14 protein-coding genes and 1 pseudogene are annotated in these 16,811 nt (G+C 48.1%); 7 read left to right on the top strand and 8 right to left on the bottom strand.

Annotated elements, in window-relative coordinates; translation table 11 throughout:
• Positions 1–100 precede the first annotated feature (100 nt).
• Positions 101–1,156: an endonuclease/exonuclease/phosphatase family protein gene (locus tag BM359_RS04350; protein WP_054488295.1), complete on the top strand. Its 1,056-nt coding sequence runs from the start codon at positions 101–103 to the stop codon at positions 1,154–1,156.
• Here BM359_RS04350 and BM359_RS04345 read toward each other — a convergent pair.
• Positions 1,146–2,003: a DMT family transporter gene (locus tag BM359_RS04345; RefSeq protein ID WP_327077525.1), complete on the bottom strand. Its 858-nt coding sequence runs from the start codon at positions 2,001–2,003 to the stop codon at positions 1,146–1,148. The genes BM359_RS04350 and BM359_RS04345 overlap by 11 nt on opposite strands.
• Positions 2,004–2,066: 63 nt before the next feature.
• Positions 2,067–2,480 (bottom strand): DUF3293 domain-containing protein, encoded by a 414-nt coding sequence (locus tag BM359_RS04340; protein WP_054488291.1) that lies wholly within the window; start codon positions 2,478–2,480, stop codon positions 2,067–2,069.
• 70 nt (positions 2,481–2,550) lie between these two features.
• Between BM359_RS04340 and BM359_RS04335 the strand changes: the two genes are divergently transcribed.
• Positions 2,551–2,961 (top strand): VOC family protein, encoded by a 411-nt coding sequence (locus tag BM359_RS04335; RefSeq protein WP_054488289.1) that lies wholly within the window; start codon positions 2,551–2,553, stop codon positions 2,959–2,961.
• Positions 2,962–2,976: 15 nt separating this feature from the next.
• On the opposite strand, the gene BM359_RS04330 is transcribed toward BM359_RS04335, so the two are convergent.
• On the bottom strand, positions 2,977–3,762 hold the full coding sequence (locus tag BM359_RS04330; protein ID WP_054488287.1) for an SDR family oxidoreductase: 786 nt from the start codon (positions 3,760–3,762) through the stop codon (positions 2,977–2,979).
• A gap of 4 nt (positions 3,763–3,766) precedes the next feature.
• Positions 3,767–5,337: pseudogene (locus BM359_RS04325) on the bottom strand (AbgT family transporter).
• A gap of 103 nt (positions 5,338–5,440) precedes the next feature.
• Here BM359_RS04325 and rnhB point away from each other — a divergent pair.
• From rnhB to BM359_RS04305, 4 genes are all read left to right on the top strand, one after another.
• Positions 5,441–6,004 (top strand): ribonuclease HII, encoded by a 564-nt coding sequence (rnhB, locus tag BM359_RS04320; protein ID WP_054488285.1) that lies wholly within the window; start codon positions 5,441–5,443, stop codon positions 6,002–6,004.
• A 66-nt stretch (positions 6,005–6,070) separates the two neighbouring features.
• Positions 6,071–7,006, top strand: coding sequence for an isopenicillin N synthase family dioxygenase (locus tag BM359_RS04315; RefSeq protein WP_054488283.1), 936 nt, complete (start codon positions 6,071–6,073; stop codon positions 7,004–7,006).
• Positions 7,007–7,018: 12 nt separating this feature from the next.
• Entirely contained in the window at positions 7,019–8,824 is a 1,806-nt protein-coding gene (locus BM359_RS04310) for a bifunctional metallophosphatase/5'-nucleotidase (RefSeq protein WP_054488281.1), read from the top strand.
• Positions 8,824–10,026, top strand: a complete 1,203-nt coding sequence (locus BM359_RS04305; RefSeq protein ID WP_054488279.1) for a multidrug effflux MFS transporter — start codon at positions 8,824–8,826, stop codon at positions 10,024–10,026. Before BM359_RS04310 ends, BM359_RS04305 begins: the two co-directional genes overlap by 1 nt.
• A 5-nt stretch (positions 10,027–10,031) precedes the next feature.
• Here BM359_RS04305 and BM359_RS04300 read toward each other — a convergent pair whose 3' ends face one another.
• Together BM359_RS04300 and fadE are read right to left on the bottom strand one after the other, a co-directional pair.
• Positions 10,032–11,600, bottom strand: a complete 1,569-nt coding sequence (locus BM359_RS04300; RefSeq protein ID WP_054488277.1) for an AbgT family transporter — start codon at positions 11,598–11,600, stop codon at positions 10,032–10,034.
• A 102-nt stretch (positions 11,601–11,702) separates the two neighbouring features.
• The gene (fadE, locus tag BM359_RS04295; protein WP_054488275.1) at positions 11,703–14,156 is read right to left on the bottom strand and encodes an acyl-CoA dehydrogenase FadE; all 2,454 of its coding nucleotides are present in this window, start codon (positions 14,154–14,156) and stop codon (positions 11,703–11,705) included.
• A gap of 146 nt (positions 14,157–14,302) precedes the next feature.
• Between fadE and BM359_RS04290 the strand changes: the two genes are divergently transcribed.
• On the top strand, positions 14,303–15,055 hold the full coding sequence (locus BM359_RS04290; RefSeq protein WP_054488273.1) for a DUF3108 domain-containing protein: 753 nt from the start codon (positions 14,303–14,305) through the stop codon (positions 15,053–15,055).
• Between the two features lies 1 nt (position 15,056).
• Here BM359_RS04290 and purN read toward each other — a convergent pair whose 3' ends face one another.
• Together purN and purM are read right to left on the bottom strand one after the other, a co-directional pair.
• Complete coding sequence (gene purN, locus BM359_RS04285) at positions 15,057–15,695, bottom strand: phosphoribosylglycinamide formyltransferase (protein ID WP_054488271.1); 639 nt, start codon at positions 15,693–15,695, stop codon at positions 15,057–15,059.
• Positions 15,695–16,750: a phosphoribosylformylglycinamidine cyclo-ligase gene (gene purM / locus BM359_RS04280; protein ID WP_054488553.1), complete on the bottom strand. Its 1,056-nt coding sequence runs from the start codon at positions 16,748–16,750 to the stop codon at positions 15,695–15,697. The genes purN and purM overlap by 1 nt, the downstream gene beginning before the upstream one ends.
• Between the last annotated feature and the right edge of the window lie 61 nt (positions 16,751–16,811).

Here is a 16,811-nt window from a genome sequence, read left to right as displayed (position 1 = left end):
GCGCTACACACACTATCCGTAGGAGCCTTAACACTTCCTTTCCCCTTATTTTCTATAGCTGTGCTATGGTTTTCTTATCTGAGAAGTATCGAGAGCCAGCATGTTTGAAATTATTTATTTTTCTCTAGCCGCAGTGCTGATGGTGCTGACTTTGGCACCGTTGTCGAGGTCGCAGGTTTGGTGGATACGGGGTCTGGACTTCCCGCGTTTGCAGCTGTCGGTGTTATTAGCGGCCTTGCTGGTTGTGGGTCTGGTTGTTATTCGTGACTGGACGTCTGTTACTGCTATTGCTTTGGGGCTCCTCATTGGTTGTTTAGTTTGTCAGCTATGGTGGGTTGTGCCTTATACGTTTTTCTTTCCTAAGGAAGTTGAAGCTGTCCGGGCGGGTAGTCATTACGAGCGTTTACGTATTATGACGGCCAATGTTCTTACCCCTAACCATAATAGCGATGGCTTGATTAAGCTTGTTCATGATTTTACGCCAGATGTACTGGTCACGCTTGAGTCGGATGACTGGTGGCAGGAACGGTTAGATGTAATTGAAAAGGATTATCCGTGTACGGTAAAGGTACCTCTGGACAACCTCTATGGTATGCATGTGTATTCTCGTTATGTTTTGTCTGACGTTAATGTCGAGTATTTGGTAGAAGATGACAAACCTTCAATACATTGTTTTATCGAACTGCCTTGCGGACAGAGAGTAAAAGCGCATTTTGTGCATCCGGCGCCACCGAGTCCATCTGAGAATGAAGAGTCGGAAGAGCGGGATGCCGAACTGGTGCTGGTTGCTCGTAGGGTAGAGCCGGAGAAATACCCAACCATAGTCACCGGAGACTTGAACGACGTTGCCTGGTCACGTACCACGCTTCTTTTCAGAAAAATCAGTAGCTTGTTAGACCCTAGAATTGGGCGCGGTATGTTCAATACCTTTCATGCGGAATATTGGTTTGCACGCTGGCCGCTCGACCATATTTTCCACAGCCACCATTTTGCTTTGGTTTCAATGACGCGTTTACCGGGCTTTGGTTCCGATCATTTTCCGTTACTGACGGAGCTTGCTTTGGCACCGGGAGAGAACGGTGTGGATGACGGCCCTTCACCAGATGAAGAGGACAAAGAAGCCGCCGATGAGATTGTGAACAAGGCTATGGCTTAAGCTTACGCCGAAAGTGAATACGTTGAACTAACAGTCCGAAAATGATGAGCATAAGGCCAACAAGGGTGCTTGGATAAATGGTTTCGCCAATTACTACTGAGAGCAGCAACAGTGAGATAAAAGGCGAAATAAAAATAAGGTTACTGATAAGCGCCGTATTGGTAGCTGTCTTCATAGCTTTTAACCAGAATAAGAAGGTTATTCCCATTTCAAATAAGCCTACGTAGCTTACCGCTGCCCAACCCTGCCAGGGTATTGCAGACCAGTCACTCCAGATAAAACTAGCCACAATGAGTATGGGTAAAGCCAGGCCAAAGGAAAGTACTAAGCTCACGACGGAGTCGGCGTTGCGGCGTGTATTCAGGATCCAGTAACCAGCCCACAAGAAAGTGGAAATTAACGCTAGCGTAACGCCCCAGGGGTCACTGAAGCTAAGAGCCAGCACATTACCTCGTGTGGCAATAACCAAAACGCCAAAATAACCTAAGGCGCAGGCAATCCAGTCGCGACGACGTATGCTTTGTTTTAAAAACAGCGCGGCCATAATACTAAGGGCAATGGCCCAGGTGTAATTAAGTGGCTGGGCTTCGGAAGCCGGCAATAGTTTATAAGCCTGAAAAAGCACCAGGTAGTAAATTAGTGGATTAATAAGCCCCATCAGCAGGTAATACAGAGGCATTTTACGCAGCTCAAGTATCAGCTCAGAGTTTTTTTTCTGAATAAAGCAGACCAGCGCTAGAATGACAAAAGATACCGTGCTGGCAGCCGTGACCATCTGCAGTGGTGTCATGTACTGAAGAGTTATTTTAAATGCAGTAGCGACCGTTGACCATAACAGTACGGCGATGATCGCATAAGCAAAAGCTTGTTTATCAGCGGCTATGGTGTGATGGCATGATGTCCCCTTAACTCATACGTCGATGAGCACTGCAGCTTGTTGATGTTCAATCCAGACCAGCGCATTCTGCTGGTACTCTCGTGCCAGGTCAATGGCTGTTTCCTGACTGAGTCCTAAAATCATAAAGCTGGCTTCCGGCGGCCATTGTTGGTCGCGGTCCTGTCCTGCACCAGAAAAGCAGTAAACTTGGCTTAATTTCTCTAAATGAGTGGCTAATTGTTTGTTTCTGCGTTTATTTTCGTCATCTGCGAGCAGTTGGCTTTGGGGGTTACAGGCTGTGATAAAAGCACCCGTAGTGCAGCCGAAACGTTCACATAAGCGGTTAAAGTCATTATTCTTCCGCCCTATATTCAGAGTGATTGTCTTGTCATCAACTGTGAACCAGTAATCTGTATTCTTATAATGGCTTAGCAGTTCTTTATCCATGTTTTGACCGGAGTATCAATGTTGATTAGAGTACATTGTAAGAGTTTAGCCTTAATCGTGAAGAGGTTCTATGAACCCCAGTATTAGTGTGATCACCTTAGGCGTTGATGATTTGAAACGTTCGTTGGCGTTTTATCAGGACGGCCTGGGTTGGGAAACCGACGGCATTATAGGTGAAGAGTTTGAGCATGGTGCCGTGGTGTTCTTTAAATTACCCAGTGGGCTCAGATTGGCGTTATGGCCACGTAAAAGTATTGCGGCAGAAATGGGCGTGGATGTCGCTCGTGCGGCTAATGAAGTTCTGCTGAGCCATAATGTCAGTTCCCGGAGTTCGGTTGATGACGTTATGGTAGAAGCGGAACGAGCAGGGGCTGAGATTATTAAACCCGCGAAAGACTTATTCTGGGGCGGCTACGGGGGCTTTTTTAAAGACCCGGATGGGCATATTTGGGAAGTTACCTGGAACCCTGCCTGGAATTAAAACCGGTAAGCGAACTCACCGGTTAGCTAACATTTTTCTGAGTAACCCCGGGAAGAAGCGTTGTAGTAGCGGTGCTACTTTGCTCATGCCTTTGCCGCTGATGACTTCCGCTTTATTGCTTTCAATAGCGCGGATAATATCGGCGGCGCATTGCTCAGGACTAATGCCGCTGGCGTTGTCCTGGTCTTCTTTCCCTCTTAAAGAGCCGTCGCCGGTCAGTGCGTTGTGCGCTATTTGTGTATGTACAAAGCCGGGAAGCACCGTGGTGCAACGCACATTGTGCTCGGCCATTTCCGCTCGCAGGCAGTCCATATAGCCAATGACTGCGAACTTAGCACCTGAATAACCACTGCGTAGTTTGGTTCCAACTTTGCCTGCCACACTAGAAACGGTGACAATATGGCCATTACGGCGCTTTACCATGTCAGCTAATACCACCTGGTTTAACGCCACTACCGAGAAGTAATCGACCTCCATCAGCGCTCTGTATACAGTGAGATCAGTTTCCATAGCCAGGCTGCGCTGAGAAACACCGGCGTTATTAATAAGTATGTCGACCGATGTATTTTTCAATGCCGCAGAAGCTGTTTCTTTGGCTTTCTCAGGCTGGCTTAAGTCCAGAGCTAATACCTGATGCTGTGCGCTGTTTGGAAGGCTCTGTCGTAACTCTTCCAACTGCTGCTCACGGCGTGAGCTTAAAATCAGTCTGGCACCCTGATTGGCTAACTGACCTGCCAAAGCCAGACCGATGCCCGAAGAGGCACCGGTTAGCCAGACTGTTTTATTATTAACAGAGGTCATGAGCTTAGCCCGCCGGGTAAACGTAGTTTGCCTGAATACCGAGAGGGAACCCGAGTGTCCAATATAGAATCAGGAACGCTGACCACAAAATCAACAGAGCGATAGTGTAAGGCAGCATCATCGCAACCAATGTGCCAATGCCGGTGCCTTTTACGTAACGTTGGCAGTAAAGCACAACCAGCGGGAAGTAGGGCAGCAACGGAGTAATGATATTACTGGATGAATCACCGACGCGATAAGCAGCCTGAGTTAAATCCGGTGAGTAACCCAGCTGCATTAGCATGGGCACAAAAATAGGTGATATCAAAGCCCATTTTGCTGAAGCTGAACCCACAAACAGGTTGATAAATGCTACCAGAATGACGATGCCGACCATGGTAACTCCACCGGACAGCTCCAGGCTGGCCAGGAAGTTCGCGCCTTTAACGGAAATTAGCGTACCGAGCTGAGAGTCACCGAAGGCTTTAATAAATAAGGCACAGAAGAACGCCATGACCATATAGTAAGCCATACCTTCCATCGACTTGGTCATTGCGCCGATAACGTCCTGCGAGTTGGTAAAGTTACCGGAAACGTAGCCATGAACAATGCCCGGAATAATAAACAGCAGGAAAATAAGCGGAACAATCATGCCCATAAGAGGGGCTGAGTAGGATGCCAATTCACCCGTTGCCGGGTCAGCTAATGGTGTATTTTCAGCCGTTGCGGAAAAATACAATAAGGCCAAACCTACGGCCATGGTAATTACGCCCGCGTAAAACGCTTTGCGGTCACGTGGGGAAACATCATCCAGTGCAGGCATATCCTCGCATCACCGTCAATTTCGGCACCGCGTAACCGTGGTTCAACCACCTTATCGGTCAGGAACCAGCCAATAGCGACAACGATAACTGACGAAGCGGCGGTAAAGTAATAGTTGTTTAATGGGTTTAACTGCATATCCGCATCAATAATTTGTGCTGCACTTTCAGTAAAGCCTTGCAGTAACGGGTCAATAGCGGAAGGAACAAAGTTGGCACTGAAGCCACCGGAAACACCGGCGAAAGCGGCGGCAATACCGGCCAATGGATGTCTACCGGCAGCGTAGAAAATAACACCACCCAAAGGAATAACCAGTACATAGCCAGCATCAACGGCGGTATGGCTGACAATAGCAACCAGAATCAGCACTGGCGTCAGCAGCATTTTGGGCGTGACGTTCAGCATTAACTTAATGGCGACATTAATAAAACCTGAGCGCTCGGCTACGCCGACACCCAACATGGCAACCAGCACAACACCTAAAGGCGCAAAGCCCATAAAGGTGTCAACCATATTGGCAAGGAATGCGGCCATTTCGGTACCACTTAATAGGTTAGTAACGCCTATTGTGTCCCCGGTTAGCGGGTGTTTCTCGTCAAAGCTGACGCCGGATAATAGCCAGGACATTGCCCAGACAATAACGAGCAGGCCAAAAAACATAACGGCCGGGTCAGGTAGTTTATTACCGACCTTTTCAACGCCATCAAGAAGGCGGTTAAGCAGACTGTCCGGCTTTTCCTTTTGTGAACGGTCTGGTTGTGGAGATTGAGCCATGGTGTAACCCCTGATTGTTATTTTATTGGTCTAATTATTATGCGCAGGTATCATAACCATTATTGTGCAGCGGAACAAAGCAAACAAGGTGAAAAAAGTGTCAATGATTTGTGGTACAGATGAAGCCGGTCGGGGGCCTATTGCAGGGCCGGTTGTGGCGGCAGCGGTGATACTGGATCCGGAGAATCCAGTTGAAGGGCTAAACGACTCGAAAAAGCTGAGCGAGAAAAAGCGCGAGAAGCTCAGTCTGGAAATAAAGGAAAAGGCGCTTTACTGGGCCATTGCTCAATCTGATCCTGATGAAATTGAGGCTATTAATATTCTTTGGGCGTCGATGAAAGCCATGCAAAGAGCCATTGAAGCACTTCCAGTTAAGCCTGACATGGTTTTAGTGGACGGTAACCGGGTGCCTGAATTAAACGTCCCTGCAAAAGCTATAGTGGGAGGAGACGCGAGTGAACAGTGCATTGCAGCAGCATCGATTTTAGCGAAAGTGGAACGGGACAGACAGATGCTAAAGTGGCATGAACTCTACCCACAGTATGAATTTGACAAGCACAAGGCTTATGGCACTCCCAAGCACCTTGAACTATTAGAAAAGTATGGGCCGTGCCCTATACATCGCAAGGGCTTTAACCCAGTAAAGCGTGTGCTCGCAAACTTGTGATTTAACCTGAATATTCATACAATACAGGCCTATTCATTGAGCTCTTTTAGGAAGTTGGAAGCCACCATGCAGTCTATCCCACACGTTGATATGCGTCGTTACCATGACGACTTTGATGCCTTTACTCAAGATGTAGGCAACGGTTATGAGAAATATGGCTTTATTGCCTTAACTCAGCACGGAGTTGATACAACGCTTATTGAACGGGCACTGGATACCTGCCGTGAGCTTTTCGCGTTACCGGAAAACATTAAGAAGCAATATCATCGTCCGGGCGAGGGTGGCGCGCGCGGCTATACTCCTTTTGGTACCGAGGTTGCTAAAGACGCGACGCATGTTGATTTGAAAGAGTTCTGGCATGTGGGCCGGGAAGTGGAAGGTGAGCCGGCTTACCCACAGTTGTTACCTAACGTGTGGCCGCAGGAACTGCCTAAGTTTAAGGACGACATGCTTGCTATATACGCGGCATTAGATAAGCTGGGTAATCAGGTACTGGATGCTTTAGCCGTTTATTTAGGTCAACCGCAGGACTTTTTCCGAAATAAGGTTAACAACGGCAATTCAATTCTGCGTCCTTTGCATTATCCGCCTATTATTGATGAAGATACCCCTTCTGTTCGCGCCGGCGCACATGAAGATATTAACGTTTTAACCTTATTAGTGGGTTCGCGTGAGCCAGGGCTGGAAGTTTTAGCTAAAGACGGGACGTGGGTACCAGTAACAATTATCGAAGGTGCTATTATCTGTAATGTGGGTGATATGCTACAGCGGCTGACCAATCATGTGTTGCCATCCACGACGCATAGGGTAGTTAACCCTCCCGCACCATACAATGCTAAATCACGTTACTCTATTCCGTTCTTTTTGCACTTTAATCCGGATGTGATGATTACGCCTTTGGAAAGCTGTATTTCCGAAGAAAATCCGCAGCGCGATGAACCGATTACTGCGGATGACTATCTAATGCAACGCTTACGTGAAATTGGGTTGATAAAAGACTAAAAGGATCAGCTGGTGAAAACAGGCGAGTTTAATTTAAAACGTATGGTTCGAGGGTGGACGGCTGTTGCAGCTTCTGCGCTGTTAATCAGTTGTGCCTCAGCTCCTCAGGAGCCCCAAAGCAATAAGTTCCAATTAACGCTGTTACACATTAATGATCATCACTCCACTTTGGCGCCAAAACAGCAAACTCTGGTTTGGGGTGATCAGGAGTGGCAGGTTGAAGCAGGCGGTTTCCCAAGGGTTGCGGCTCAACTTAAGGCGCTCCGAAAAGCGAATAACAATGTGCTGACCCTGCATGCTGGCGATGCTCTTACTGGTAGCTTGTATTTTACGTTATTTGGCAGTGAAGCCGACGCCCGTATGATGAATAACGTGTGTTTTGATGCTTTCACGATTGGTAATCACGAGTTTGATAATGGCGATGCAGGGCTGGTCAAGTTTCTGCAGCAGTTGGGCACTGAACGTTGTCCGACAGCTAAGCTGGGGGCGAACATTAAGCCTAAAGTGGGCGATTCCCCTTTAACACCGAACCGTGATTGGGAGATGTTCAAACCCTATACCGTTGTTGAGCGTAATGGTGAGGAAATTGCCATTATTGGTCTGGATATCGCCAGTAAAACTAAAAAATCGTCACAGCCCGATGAAACTACTGAGTTTTTAGATGAACTGGAAACGGCACGTAAATATGTTGCCGAAGTTCAACAGCAAGGCATTGAGAAAATTGTCCTGCTGACTCATATTCAGTACGAACGTGACAAAGAGCTGGTGCAGCAACTGCCTGGCGTCGATATTGTTATTGGCGGTGACTCACACACCTTACTGGGTGATTTCAGCGGTTTTGGAATGGAATCTGATGGACCCTACCCAACTGAGTTAACAAATGCCGATGGCGACAAAGTTTGTCTTGCTCATGCTTACCAGTATTCACTCGTAGTTGGTGAAATGCAGGCGTTTTTTGACGGTGACAAAATTGAAGAATGCGGTGGCCGGCCGCACTACCTCTTGAGTAATGATATTCAAGTGAGTGACGGCATTGTGACAACTTATGAACCCATCAAGACTGCATTGGAAGAAAGTGGTGTGTTCAGCTTTGTCGAGCCGGATGCTGAGCTGCAGAATATGCTGGAAGATTATCAAAGCAAAGTTGAGGACTTTTCTGCTGAAGTGTTAGCGCAAGTTCCGCAACAAATTTGCAGTCAGGAAATTGATTTACCACGACGCGACGGCTGCGCTGATGTAATGAGTTCAGGTGCTCATCGCCTGGTAGCCGAAGCCTTTTTGCATTCAGTGCCGGAGGCCGACTTTGCGATACAAAACGGTGGTGGCGTAAGGTCTGATATTAGTGAGGGAGATTTCACAGTCGGTGACGCATTTAACGTACTGCCTTTTGCGAATACGCTGGTGAAACTGGAGCTCAGTGGTTCTGAGTTCAAGCAGGCAATGGAAGAGGCGTTAGCTTATTCAGTCTCTGACGGCGGCTCAACACGAGCGTACCCTTATGGTGCCGGTATTCGTTACTCGGTTGATTTAACCAAAGAAAAGGGCAGCCGTGTGTCTAATCTGCAGGTGTGGGATAAAGGCAGCAACAGTTGGCAACCAATGATGGCAAGGGCAACCTATGTCATGGTCACCAATAGCTTTATTGCCGGTGGTCAGGATGGTTATGATACGTTTTATCGTGTCAGTGAGCGAGGTCGGGCCCGCAATACAGGAATAGACTACGCTGAGTCTTTGGTGAATTATGCCCGTACTCAGGACGTATTAAAACGCCCAGAGGATTTTGCAACACAGTCTTACGTTCCTGCCGGAGATAATTAGTGGCTCGACAGTTCGAGCCTGCACCTGTTTCAGATAACGCCAGATTTGATTTTATTGTTGTCATTCTGGCGTTATTGACGGCTTTTGCCCCGCTTTCCATCGATATGTATCTGCCGGCATTCAGCGCTATTGCGTCTGATTATGCAACCGATACACATCACGTTGAGTTATCACTGACTGCCTTTTTCTTCGGTCTTTTTATTGGTCAGTTACTTTACGGTACTGCGACTGATAAGTTCGGACGCAAGAACCCGTTGTATATCGGGCTGGCAATCTACGTGGTGACGTCTATTGGTTGTGCTTTTGCCCCGGACATTCAGTGGCTTGTCGTTTTACGCTTTTTCCAGGCCATTGGGGCCTGTGCCGGTATTGTTATTGCCCGGGCGGTGGTGCGTGACTTATACACACCACAAGCATCAGCCCGTGTGTTCTCTTTTCTCATTCTTGTTATGGGCGTCGCGCCTATTCTGGCCCCGTTATTTGGGGCTTATGTAACGGAATGGATGGGTTGGCGCGCTTTGTTTCTGATTGTGGCTGCATTGGGCGTTGCGTCAGCGGTAACCATTCACTTTGTCATGCCGGAAACGCGGGGGCGCCGCTACGATGTGCGTATGCGGAACACCGGCAGCACCTATTGGTCAGTGCTTCGCGATCCGTCTTTTCTTCGTTATTCGTTAACAGGTGCTATCGCTCAGTCGGGTCTGTTTGCTTACATCACTGGTTCGCCGAAAATGTTTATAGAAGTTTTCGGTCTTTCGCCAACTCACTACAGTTGGTTATTTGGTCTGAATGCTATTGGTATTATCGGGCTTTCTCAATTAAATGGTTGGTTGTTGAAGTACCATTCCTCTCGCAAAATTCTTAATGTTTCTTTGCCTATGCTGGCAATAGTTTCGGTCATAATGTGTGTTATGGCTTACTTAAATGCGAGCTTCTGGGGAATTTTGCTGCCTTTATTCGCCTATATTTCAACGCTTGGTTTGGTTTTCCCCAATGCTATGGCCGGGGCTTTGGCAGAACAAAAAGAACGGGCGGGCTCAGCCTCGGCGGTAACCGGCAGTTTACAGTTTTTAATTGCCGGTTTGGTGTCTGCCGGGGTGAGTCAGGCTGGTTCGTTTACTGACTACGCTATGGCGTGGGTGATAGGTGTGGCCGGCTTATTAGCGGTTATTGCATACCGCGTAATGCGCCGGCCAGAATAGTTTTTTTAATTATAGAAAGTCGGTGCTGCAGGCCCAACAGGGAAACCGAACACAAACACCCACAGGAAGAAAAGTACTGACCAACCGACAAAGAAGACCATAGAGTATGGCAGCATCATGGCAATCAGGGTCCCTATACCCAAGTCCTTCTTATAACGAGCGGCGACTGCCAATATCAAACCGAAGTAGCTCATCATAGGGGTAATGATGTTCGTTACCGAGTCACCAATACGGTAGGCGGCCTGAATAACCTCCGGCGAGTAGCCAATCAGCATAAGCATAGGTACGAAGATAGGCGCAGTAATAGCCCACTGTGCCGAAGCCGAGCCCAGCATTAAGTTAACGAAGCCGCAAACCATAATGAAGAACAAGAAAATGATAGGACCGGTCATGCCAATATTGGTCAGGAACTCGGCACCGTTAATGGCAAAAATGGTTCCGAAGTTAGTCCATTTAAAGAAGTTGACGAATTGTGCGGCAAAAAACACCAACACAATGTACATGCCCATAGTACTCATACTGTGCGACATAGCGTCAATGACATCACGGTCGGTTCGCATGGTTTCAACGGTGCGACCATAAACATAACCCGGAATGGCAAAGAAGAAGAAGATGTAAACCACAACGCCCTTGAGGAACGGGGAGCCTGTGACTTCACCGGTTTCAGGGTGGCGCAGAATGCCCCATTCAGGCACGACCGTTAACGCCAGAATGCCGGCGAGAATCAACACACTGATACCAGCGTAAATTAGCCCGCGTTTTTCTTTTTGGTTGAGTGGATCCATGGACGATTGATCGGATAAATCAATAGAGGCTTCGTCTTTGTTGTATTTGCCCAGTTTTGGCTCAACAATTTTGTCTGTGATCAAAGCACCCATAATGGCAATCAAGAAGGTGCTGACCATCATAAAGTACCAGTTGGCTTCGGCGCCGACGGTATAGCTTGGGTCGATTATTTTAGCGGCTTCTTCGGTAATGCCCGACAGTAAAGGGTCAACCGTTCCAATTAGCAGGTTGGCACTGTAACCGGCAGAGACGCCGGCAAAAGCTGCTGCAAGACCAGCCAGGGGGTGACGACCCAGTCCATAAAAAATCATGGCAGCAAGAGGTACCAGAACCACGTAACCAAGCTCGGCCGCGGTATTGGAAACGACACCGGCGAAGACCACAGTAACGGTAATAAGACGTGGCGGGGCTTTCATAACCAGTCCGCGCATGGCGGCTGAGATTAAGCCCGAACGTTCAGCAACGCCCACACCCAAAAGAGCGACCAAAACCGTACCTAAAGGCGTGAACCCGGTAAAGTTAGTGACCAGGTTGGTCACAATGCGTTGTATCCCTTCAGCATTCAGTAAGCTGACGGCTTTTATAACGGTTTCGCCGTCTCTGGGGTCTATTGCGCTGACACCGAAGTAAGCGGCAATGCCACTAATGAAAATAATGAAGAGGCAGAACAGAGCGAATAAGGTAATTGGGTGGGGTAACAGATTACCGAGCCACTCAACGGTATCAAGAAAACGGGTAAACCAACCGCGCTTGCTGGTTGCGTTGTAGTCGTTATTGGGAGACTGCATAACTCACGCCTTTATTATAAGTTTTTAAACCAGCGCAAGATTCTAGCATAAAAAAAAGGCGCCGCTGAAACCAGGGCGCCGTTTTTACTTAGAGGTTAGCGATTATGCCGCTTCACCTTTCTTTAGATTTTTTAATGCGTAATCAAATGCTGCTTTACCGGCTAACAGATCTTCCGGAGCAAAGTCATCAACATTGATGGTACGTAAGCGACCCGCTTCAGTGCGCTCTAGTAACGCAACTTCATCGTCGCTTAGTACGCCCAGCTCTTTACCTTTAGCACCAATTTGGTCTAACTGAGTAAAGCTAAAGCGTTTACCGGCTGCTTTGCAGACTTTGTCGTACAACGGCTCGGCAGCAATGACGTCTTGCAGTGTTTGCTCAAGGAAACCGAAGTGACCTTCAGGGCTCAGGAACTGACCTTCGCCTAAGCGTGTGCGTACGTCATTAGGTGACATCAGCATACGGGCAATTTTGTGATCGTTCTTGTCTGAAGGACGTTTAGCAATGCGGCCTAACGGGTACATTACTGCACGCATGAAGCTACCAACACCACCAAAGTTTGCCAGCATTTCCAGCTGTGCTTCCTGCAGCTTATGCAAGGTATCCTGCATAGCCCAGTGAACTAACGGCAGGTCTTCTTTAATGCGGCCCTGGTCATGGAAACGCTTCAGAATACAAGAACCAATGTACAAGTAGCTAAGCATGTCGCCTAAGCGTGCAGAAACGCGCTCTTTGCGTTTGAGGCTGCCACCCAGTTTACCCATAGCAATGTCTGACAATAACGCCATGTTGGCACTAAAGCGGTTCATCTGCTGATAGTATTTACGGGTTTCGTCGCTTGCCGGAACAGAGCTCAGACGGTGACCACCAAAGCCATAAAATACCGAGCGAACGAAATTACTCATGGCAAAACCAATATGACCAAATACGGCTTTATCAAACTTTTTCAGAGCTTCAGGCCCTTGTTCCGCTGATGCTTCCATTTCTTTTAAAACAAACGGATGACAACGGATGGCGCCCTGGCCGTAGATCATCATGCTACGAGTCAGAATGTTGGCGCCTTCAACGGTAATAGCAACCGGGACACCCTGGTAACCACGGCCTAAGTAGTTATTCGGACCTAAACAGATGCCTTTACCACCATGGATGTCCATAGCGTCGTCCATGCAAGAACGTAACTTTTCAGTCATGTGGTATTTTGCAATGGCGCCGATAACCGAAGGCTTTTCGCCCAGGTCAATACCTTTGGTCGATAACATGGTAACCGCGTCCATCAGGTAAGCGTTACCAGCAATGCGTGCCATTGGCTCTTCAACACCTTCCATTTTACCGATAGGCAATTTGAACTGACGACGGATGCGGGAATACGCACCGGTTGCCAGAGCAATCGATTTAATGCCACCGGCGCTGTTTGACGGTAGAGTGATTGAACGGCCGACTGACAGACATTCAACCAGCATACGCCAGCCTTTACCGGCATTTTTCTGGCCGCCAATAATGTAATCTAATGGAACGAATACGTCGTTACCGCGAATAGGACCGTTCTGGAACGGGACGTTAAGCGGAAAGTGACGGCGACCTATTTCAACACCTTTAGTGTCACGAGGAATAAGGGCACAGGTAATACCCAGCTCTTCTTCTTCACCAATAAGGTTGTCAGGGTCGTACATTTTGAATGCCAGACCTAGTACAGTAGCGACTGGCGCTAACGTGATGTAGCGCTTGTCAAAGTTCAGTTTGATACCGACGATTTCTTCGCCGTTCCATTCGCCTTTACAGACTACACCTGAATCAGGAATAGCACCGGCGTCAGAGCCAGCTTCCGGGCTGGTCAGTGCGAAACATGGAATTTCGTCACCGCTGGCTAAGCGAGGCAGGTAATGGTCCTGCTGTTCTTTGGTACCATAATGCTGCAACAACTCGCCCGGGCCTAATGAGTTAGGTACACCGACGGTTGAAGCCAGTACCGTACTAACGCCGGCCAGCTTCTGTAACACACGAGACTGCGCGTAAGCAGAAAACTCCAGACCACCGTATTCTTTCTTGATGATCATGGCGAAGAATTTCTCATCCTTCAGGTACTGCCAGACATGCTCGGGCATATCCGTTAGTTCGTGTGTGACTTCCCAGTCGTTCAGCATTTTACAGACTTCTTCACAGGGGCCTTCTAAGAAAGCTTTTTCTTCAGCCGTTAATTCGGCCTTAGGTACGTCGTGAAGTTTTTTCCAGTCAGGGTCGCCGCTGAACAAGTCACCATCCCACCATACGGTGCCGGCTTCCAGTGCATCGCGCTCGGTGTCAGACATTTCTGGCATTACCTTGCGATATGCGCTAAGAATAGGCTTAGTCAGCAGATTCAAACGAACCGGTGCTAAGTTGAGTGGTACCAGCACAATGGCTAAGATAACCCAAAGAACCGGGCCAACAATGTCGATTGCGCTACCAATAGCGAACATAATAACTAAACCGGCGCTGAACATAGCCAGGCTGGCTCGTTTGTAAATTAATGCAGCCGCAACTAAAACAGTAGCGACAATCCAAAGTGCAATACTCATAGTGTAATACTCCGACTTGGAGGTCTGACCAGTGATACTGTGCAAGTTAGATCAACGAGCGGTTATTTTCAAGCAAAAATTGAACGGGCGTTTGAATTTTGTTGTCAATATAAACGTCCAGTAGTAAATAAAGTGGAGAAGTGACAGTGAAAAGGACAGTCAGTTGGCTGGTATCCAGTGTTTTAGTAGGCAGTATGACAATGAGCTATGCCAGCGCCGATAACCATCAAAATGCCGAGCAGTCTATCGAACAGTCGATGAAACCTTATCAGGCTGATTATGTGATCACGCGTGGTGATAGCGAATATGGGGAAGGTTATCGTTACCTGGAAGTGTCGCCTGAGGACGAATGGCAGTTGCGAACGAAGTCCGATATTTCCTGGTTTATTTTGTCCGATACGCGTGAAGCTCGCTCCGTATTTATTGTGGATGAAAAAAATAGCCGATTGGAACCGCGCGAATTTATTTATATGAGAACCGGAACGGGGTCGGATAAGTCCTTTCATGGCGAATTTATAGCGGATGAGAAGAAAGTCCGTAACGTTGATACCGGGCGCATGCTGGATGTGAACTGGGAAGATGCCTTGTTCGATGAAGCCAACGTGACGGAGCAGTTGCGTGTTGATTTAGCCAATGGTTCTGAAGTCTTCGAATACCGGCTTGTTGATGAAAAAGGGAACGAAGATGAGTATCGTTTTGAGGTATTAGCACGAGACCAGCAGTTATCTTTACCTTACGGCGAGGTTAAAGCAATAAAGGTAGGGCGCATAAGGGATAATAACCGGCGTCAGACCTTTTTCTGGTTTGCGCCGGAGCTAAACTATGTGATGGTTAAAATGCAGCAGTTTAAAGAAGGTGACGAGCAAGCGACCATGTCGCTTAAGAGCTTGTCTATGTAAATTAATCTGCTGCGTAGCCTTGGGCGCCTAGCACTTCGCCATCGAGGGTGACGCGCCCACCTTCCAGCTTCAGACGCCCCTGACAGAACCAGTTAACCACCAGTGGATAAATACGATGTTCCTGCTCGTGAACCCGGGCCTGAATATCTTCTACCGTGTCGCCTTCGAAAATAGGAACCTTAGCCTGCAATGCGACGGGGCCTCCATCCAGCTCTTCTGTTACAAAGTGCACACTCACACCATGTTCGGTATCGCCTGCGTCCAAAGCTCTTTGGTGCGTATTCACCCCTTTGTATTTGGGTAACAAAGACGGGTGGATATTAAACATACGGCCTTCGTAGTGGCGCGTAAATTCGCCTGTCAGAATACGCATAAAGCCGGCAAGTACGACCAGATCGGGCTGGTAACTGTCTATCAATGTCTTTAACTCAGCGTCATAAGCTTCACGAGAGTCAAACTCTTTGTGGCTTAATACTCCGGTATCAATGCCTTTAGCCGCAGCTTTCTCTAAACCTTTAGAGGAAGCTTTATTGGAAATAACCGCAACCACTTCACCGGCGACTTTACCTTCTTCACAGGCCTGTTGAATGGCCTGCATGTTACTGCCCGTGCCTGAAATTAGAACAACAATACGCTTCATTAGTGAGTCTCGTCGGCCAGAATGTCGACTTGCTCTTCACCTTCAGCTGCATTGGCAATACGGCCAATTTTCCAGGCGTCTTCGCCTGCATCGGTCAGAATGTGGATGGCTTTGTCTGCGTGCTCGTTTGGAACCGCAATAACCATACCCACACCACAGTTAAAGGTGCGGTACATTTCTTTCATGCTGACATTGCCGTTTTCTTTTAACCAGTCGAAGATAACCGGCCAGTCCCAGCTGTTGCCATCAATAACGGCTTTACTACCTTTAGGCAGTACGCGAGGGATATTTTCCCAGAAGCCACCACCGGTAATGTGTGACAACGCGTGTACCGGTACGTGTTTAATCAATTCCAGAACCGATTTCACGTAAATGCGTGTAGGTTCTAATAGGTGGTCTGCCAGTGTTTTACCTTGCAGGTGAGACTCTAAATCTGCGCCGCTGACTTCAATAATTTTACGAATAAGCGAGTAACCGTTCGAGTGAGGACCACTTGATGCCAGGGCGATTAGAGCGTCACCGTCGGCAACTTTAGTGCCGTCGATAACCTCTGACTTTTCGACCACACCCGTACAAAAACCGGCTAAGTCATAATCGCCGCCTTCGTACATGCCTGGCATTTCTGCGGTTTCGCCACCAATCAGGGCACAGCCTGATTGCTCACAGCCGTCACCGATACCGGCAACCACATCGGCTGCCACGTCAACGTCCAGTTTGCCTGTTGCGTAGTAGTCAAGAAAGAACAGAGGCTCAGCACCCTGTACAATAAGGTCGTTAACGCACATAGCAACCAAATCGATACCCACACCACGATGACGTTTAAGATCGATAGCTAAGCGTAATTTGGTACCAACACCGTCGGTTCCGGAAACCAGAACCGGTTGCTTATAACCCGCCGGAATTTCACACAGAGCACCAAACCCACCAATGTTACCCATGACTTCAGGGCGGTGCGTGCGCTTGGTAACGCCTTTAATACGTTCAACCAATGCATTACCAGCGTCAATGTCGACGCCCGCGTCTTTATAACTTAAAGAAGGTTTTTTATCGCTCACAGAATAATCCCGACTGGCAAAATTTGCGCGCAAGTTTAACACGATTCGTGGTACAAAAGGT

The sequence above is a fragment of the Idiomarina abyssalis genome (assembly GCF_900116625.1).
Lineage (GTDB): Bacteria > Pseudomonadota > Gammaproteobacteria > Enterobacterales > Alteromonadaceae > Idiomarina > Idiomarina abyssalis.
The sequence above is the reverse complement of the archived record's forward strand: the minus strand, read 5'-3'. Positions and strand labels throughout refer to the sequence as shown.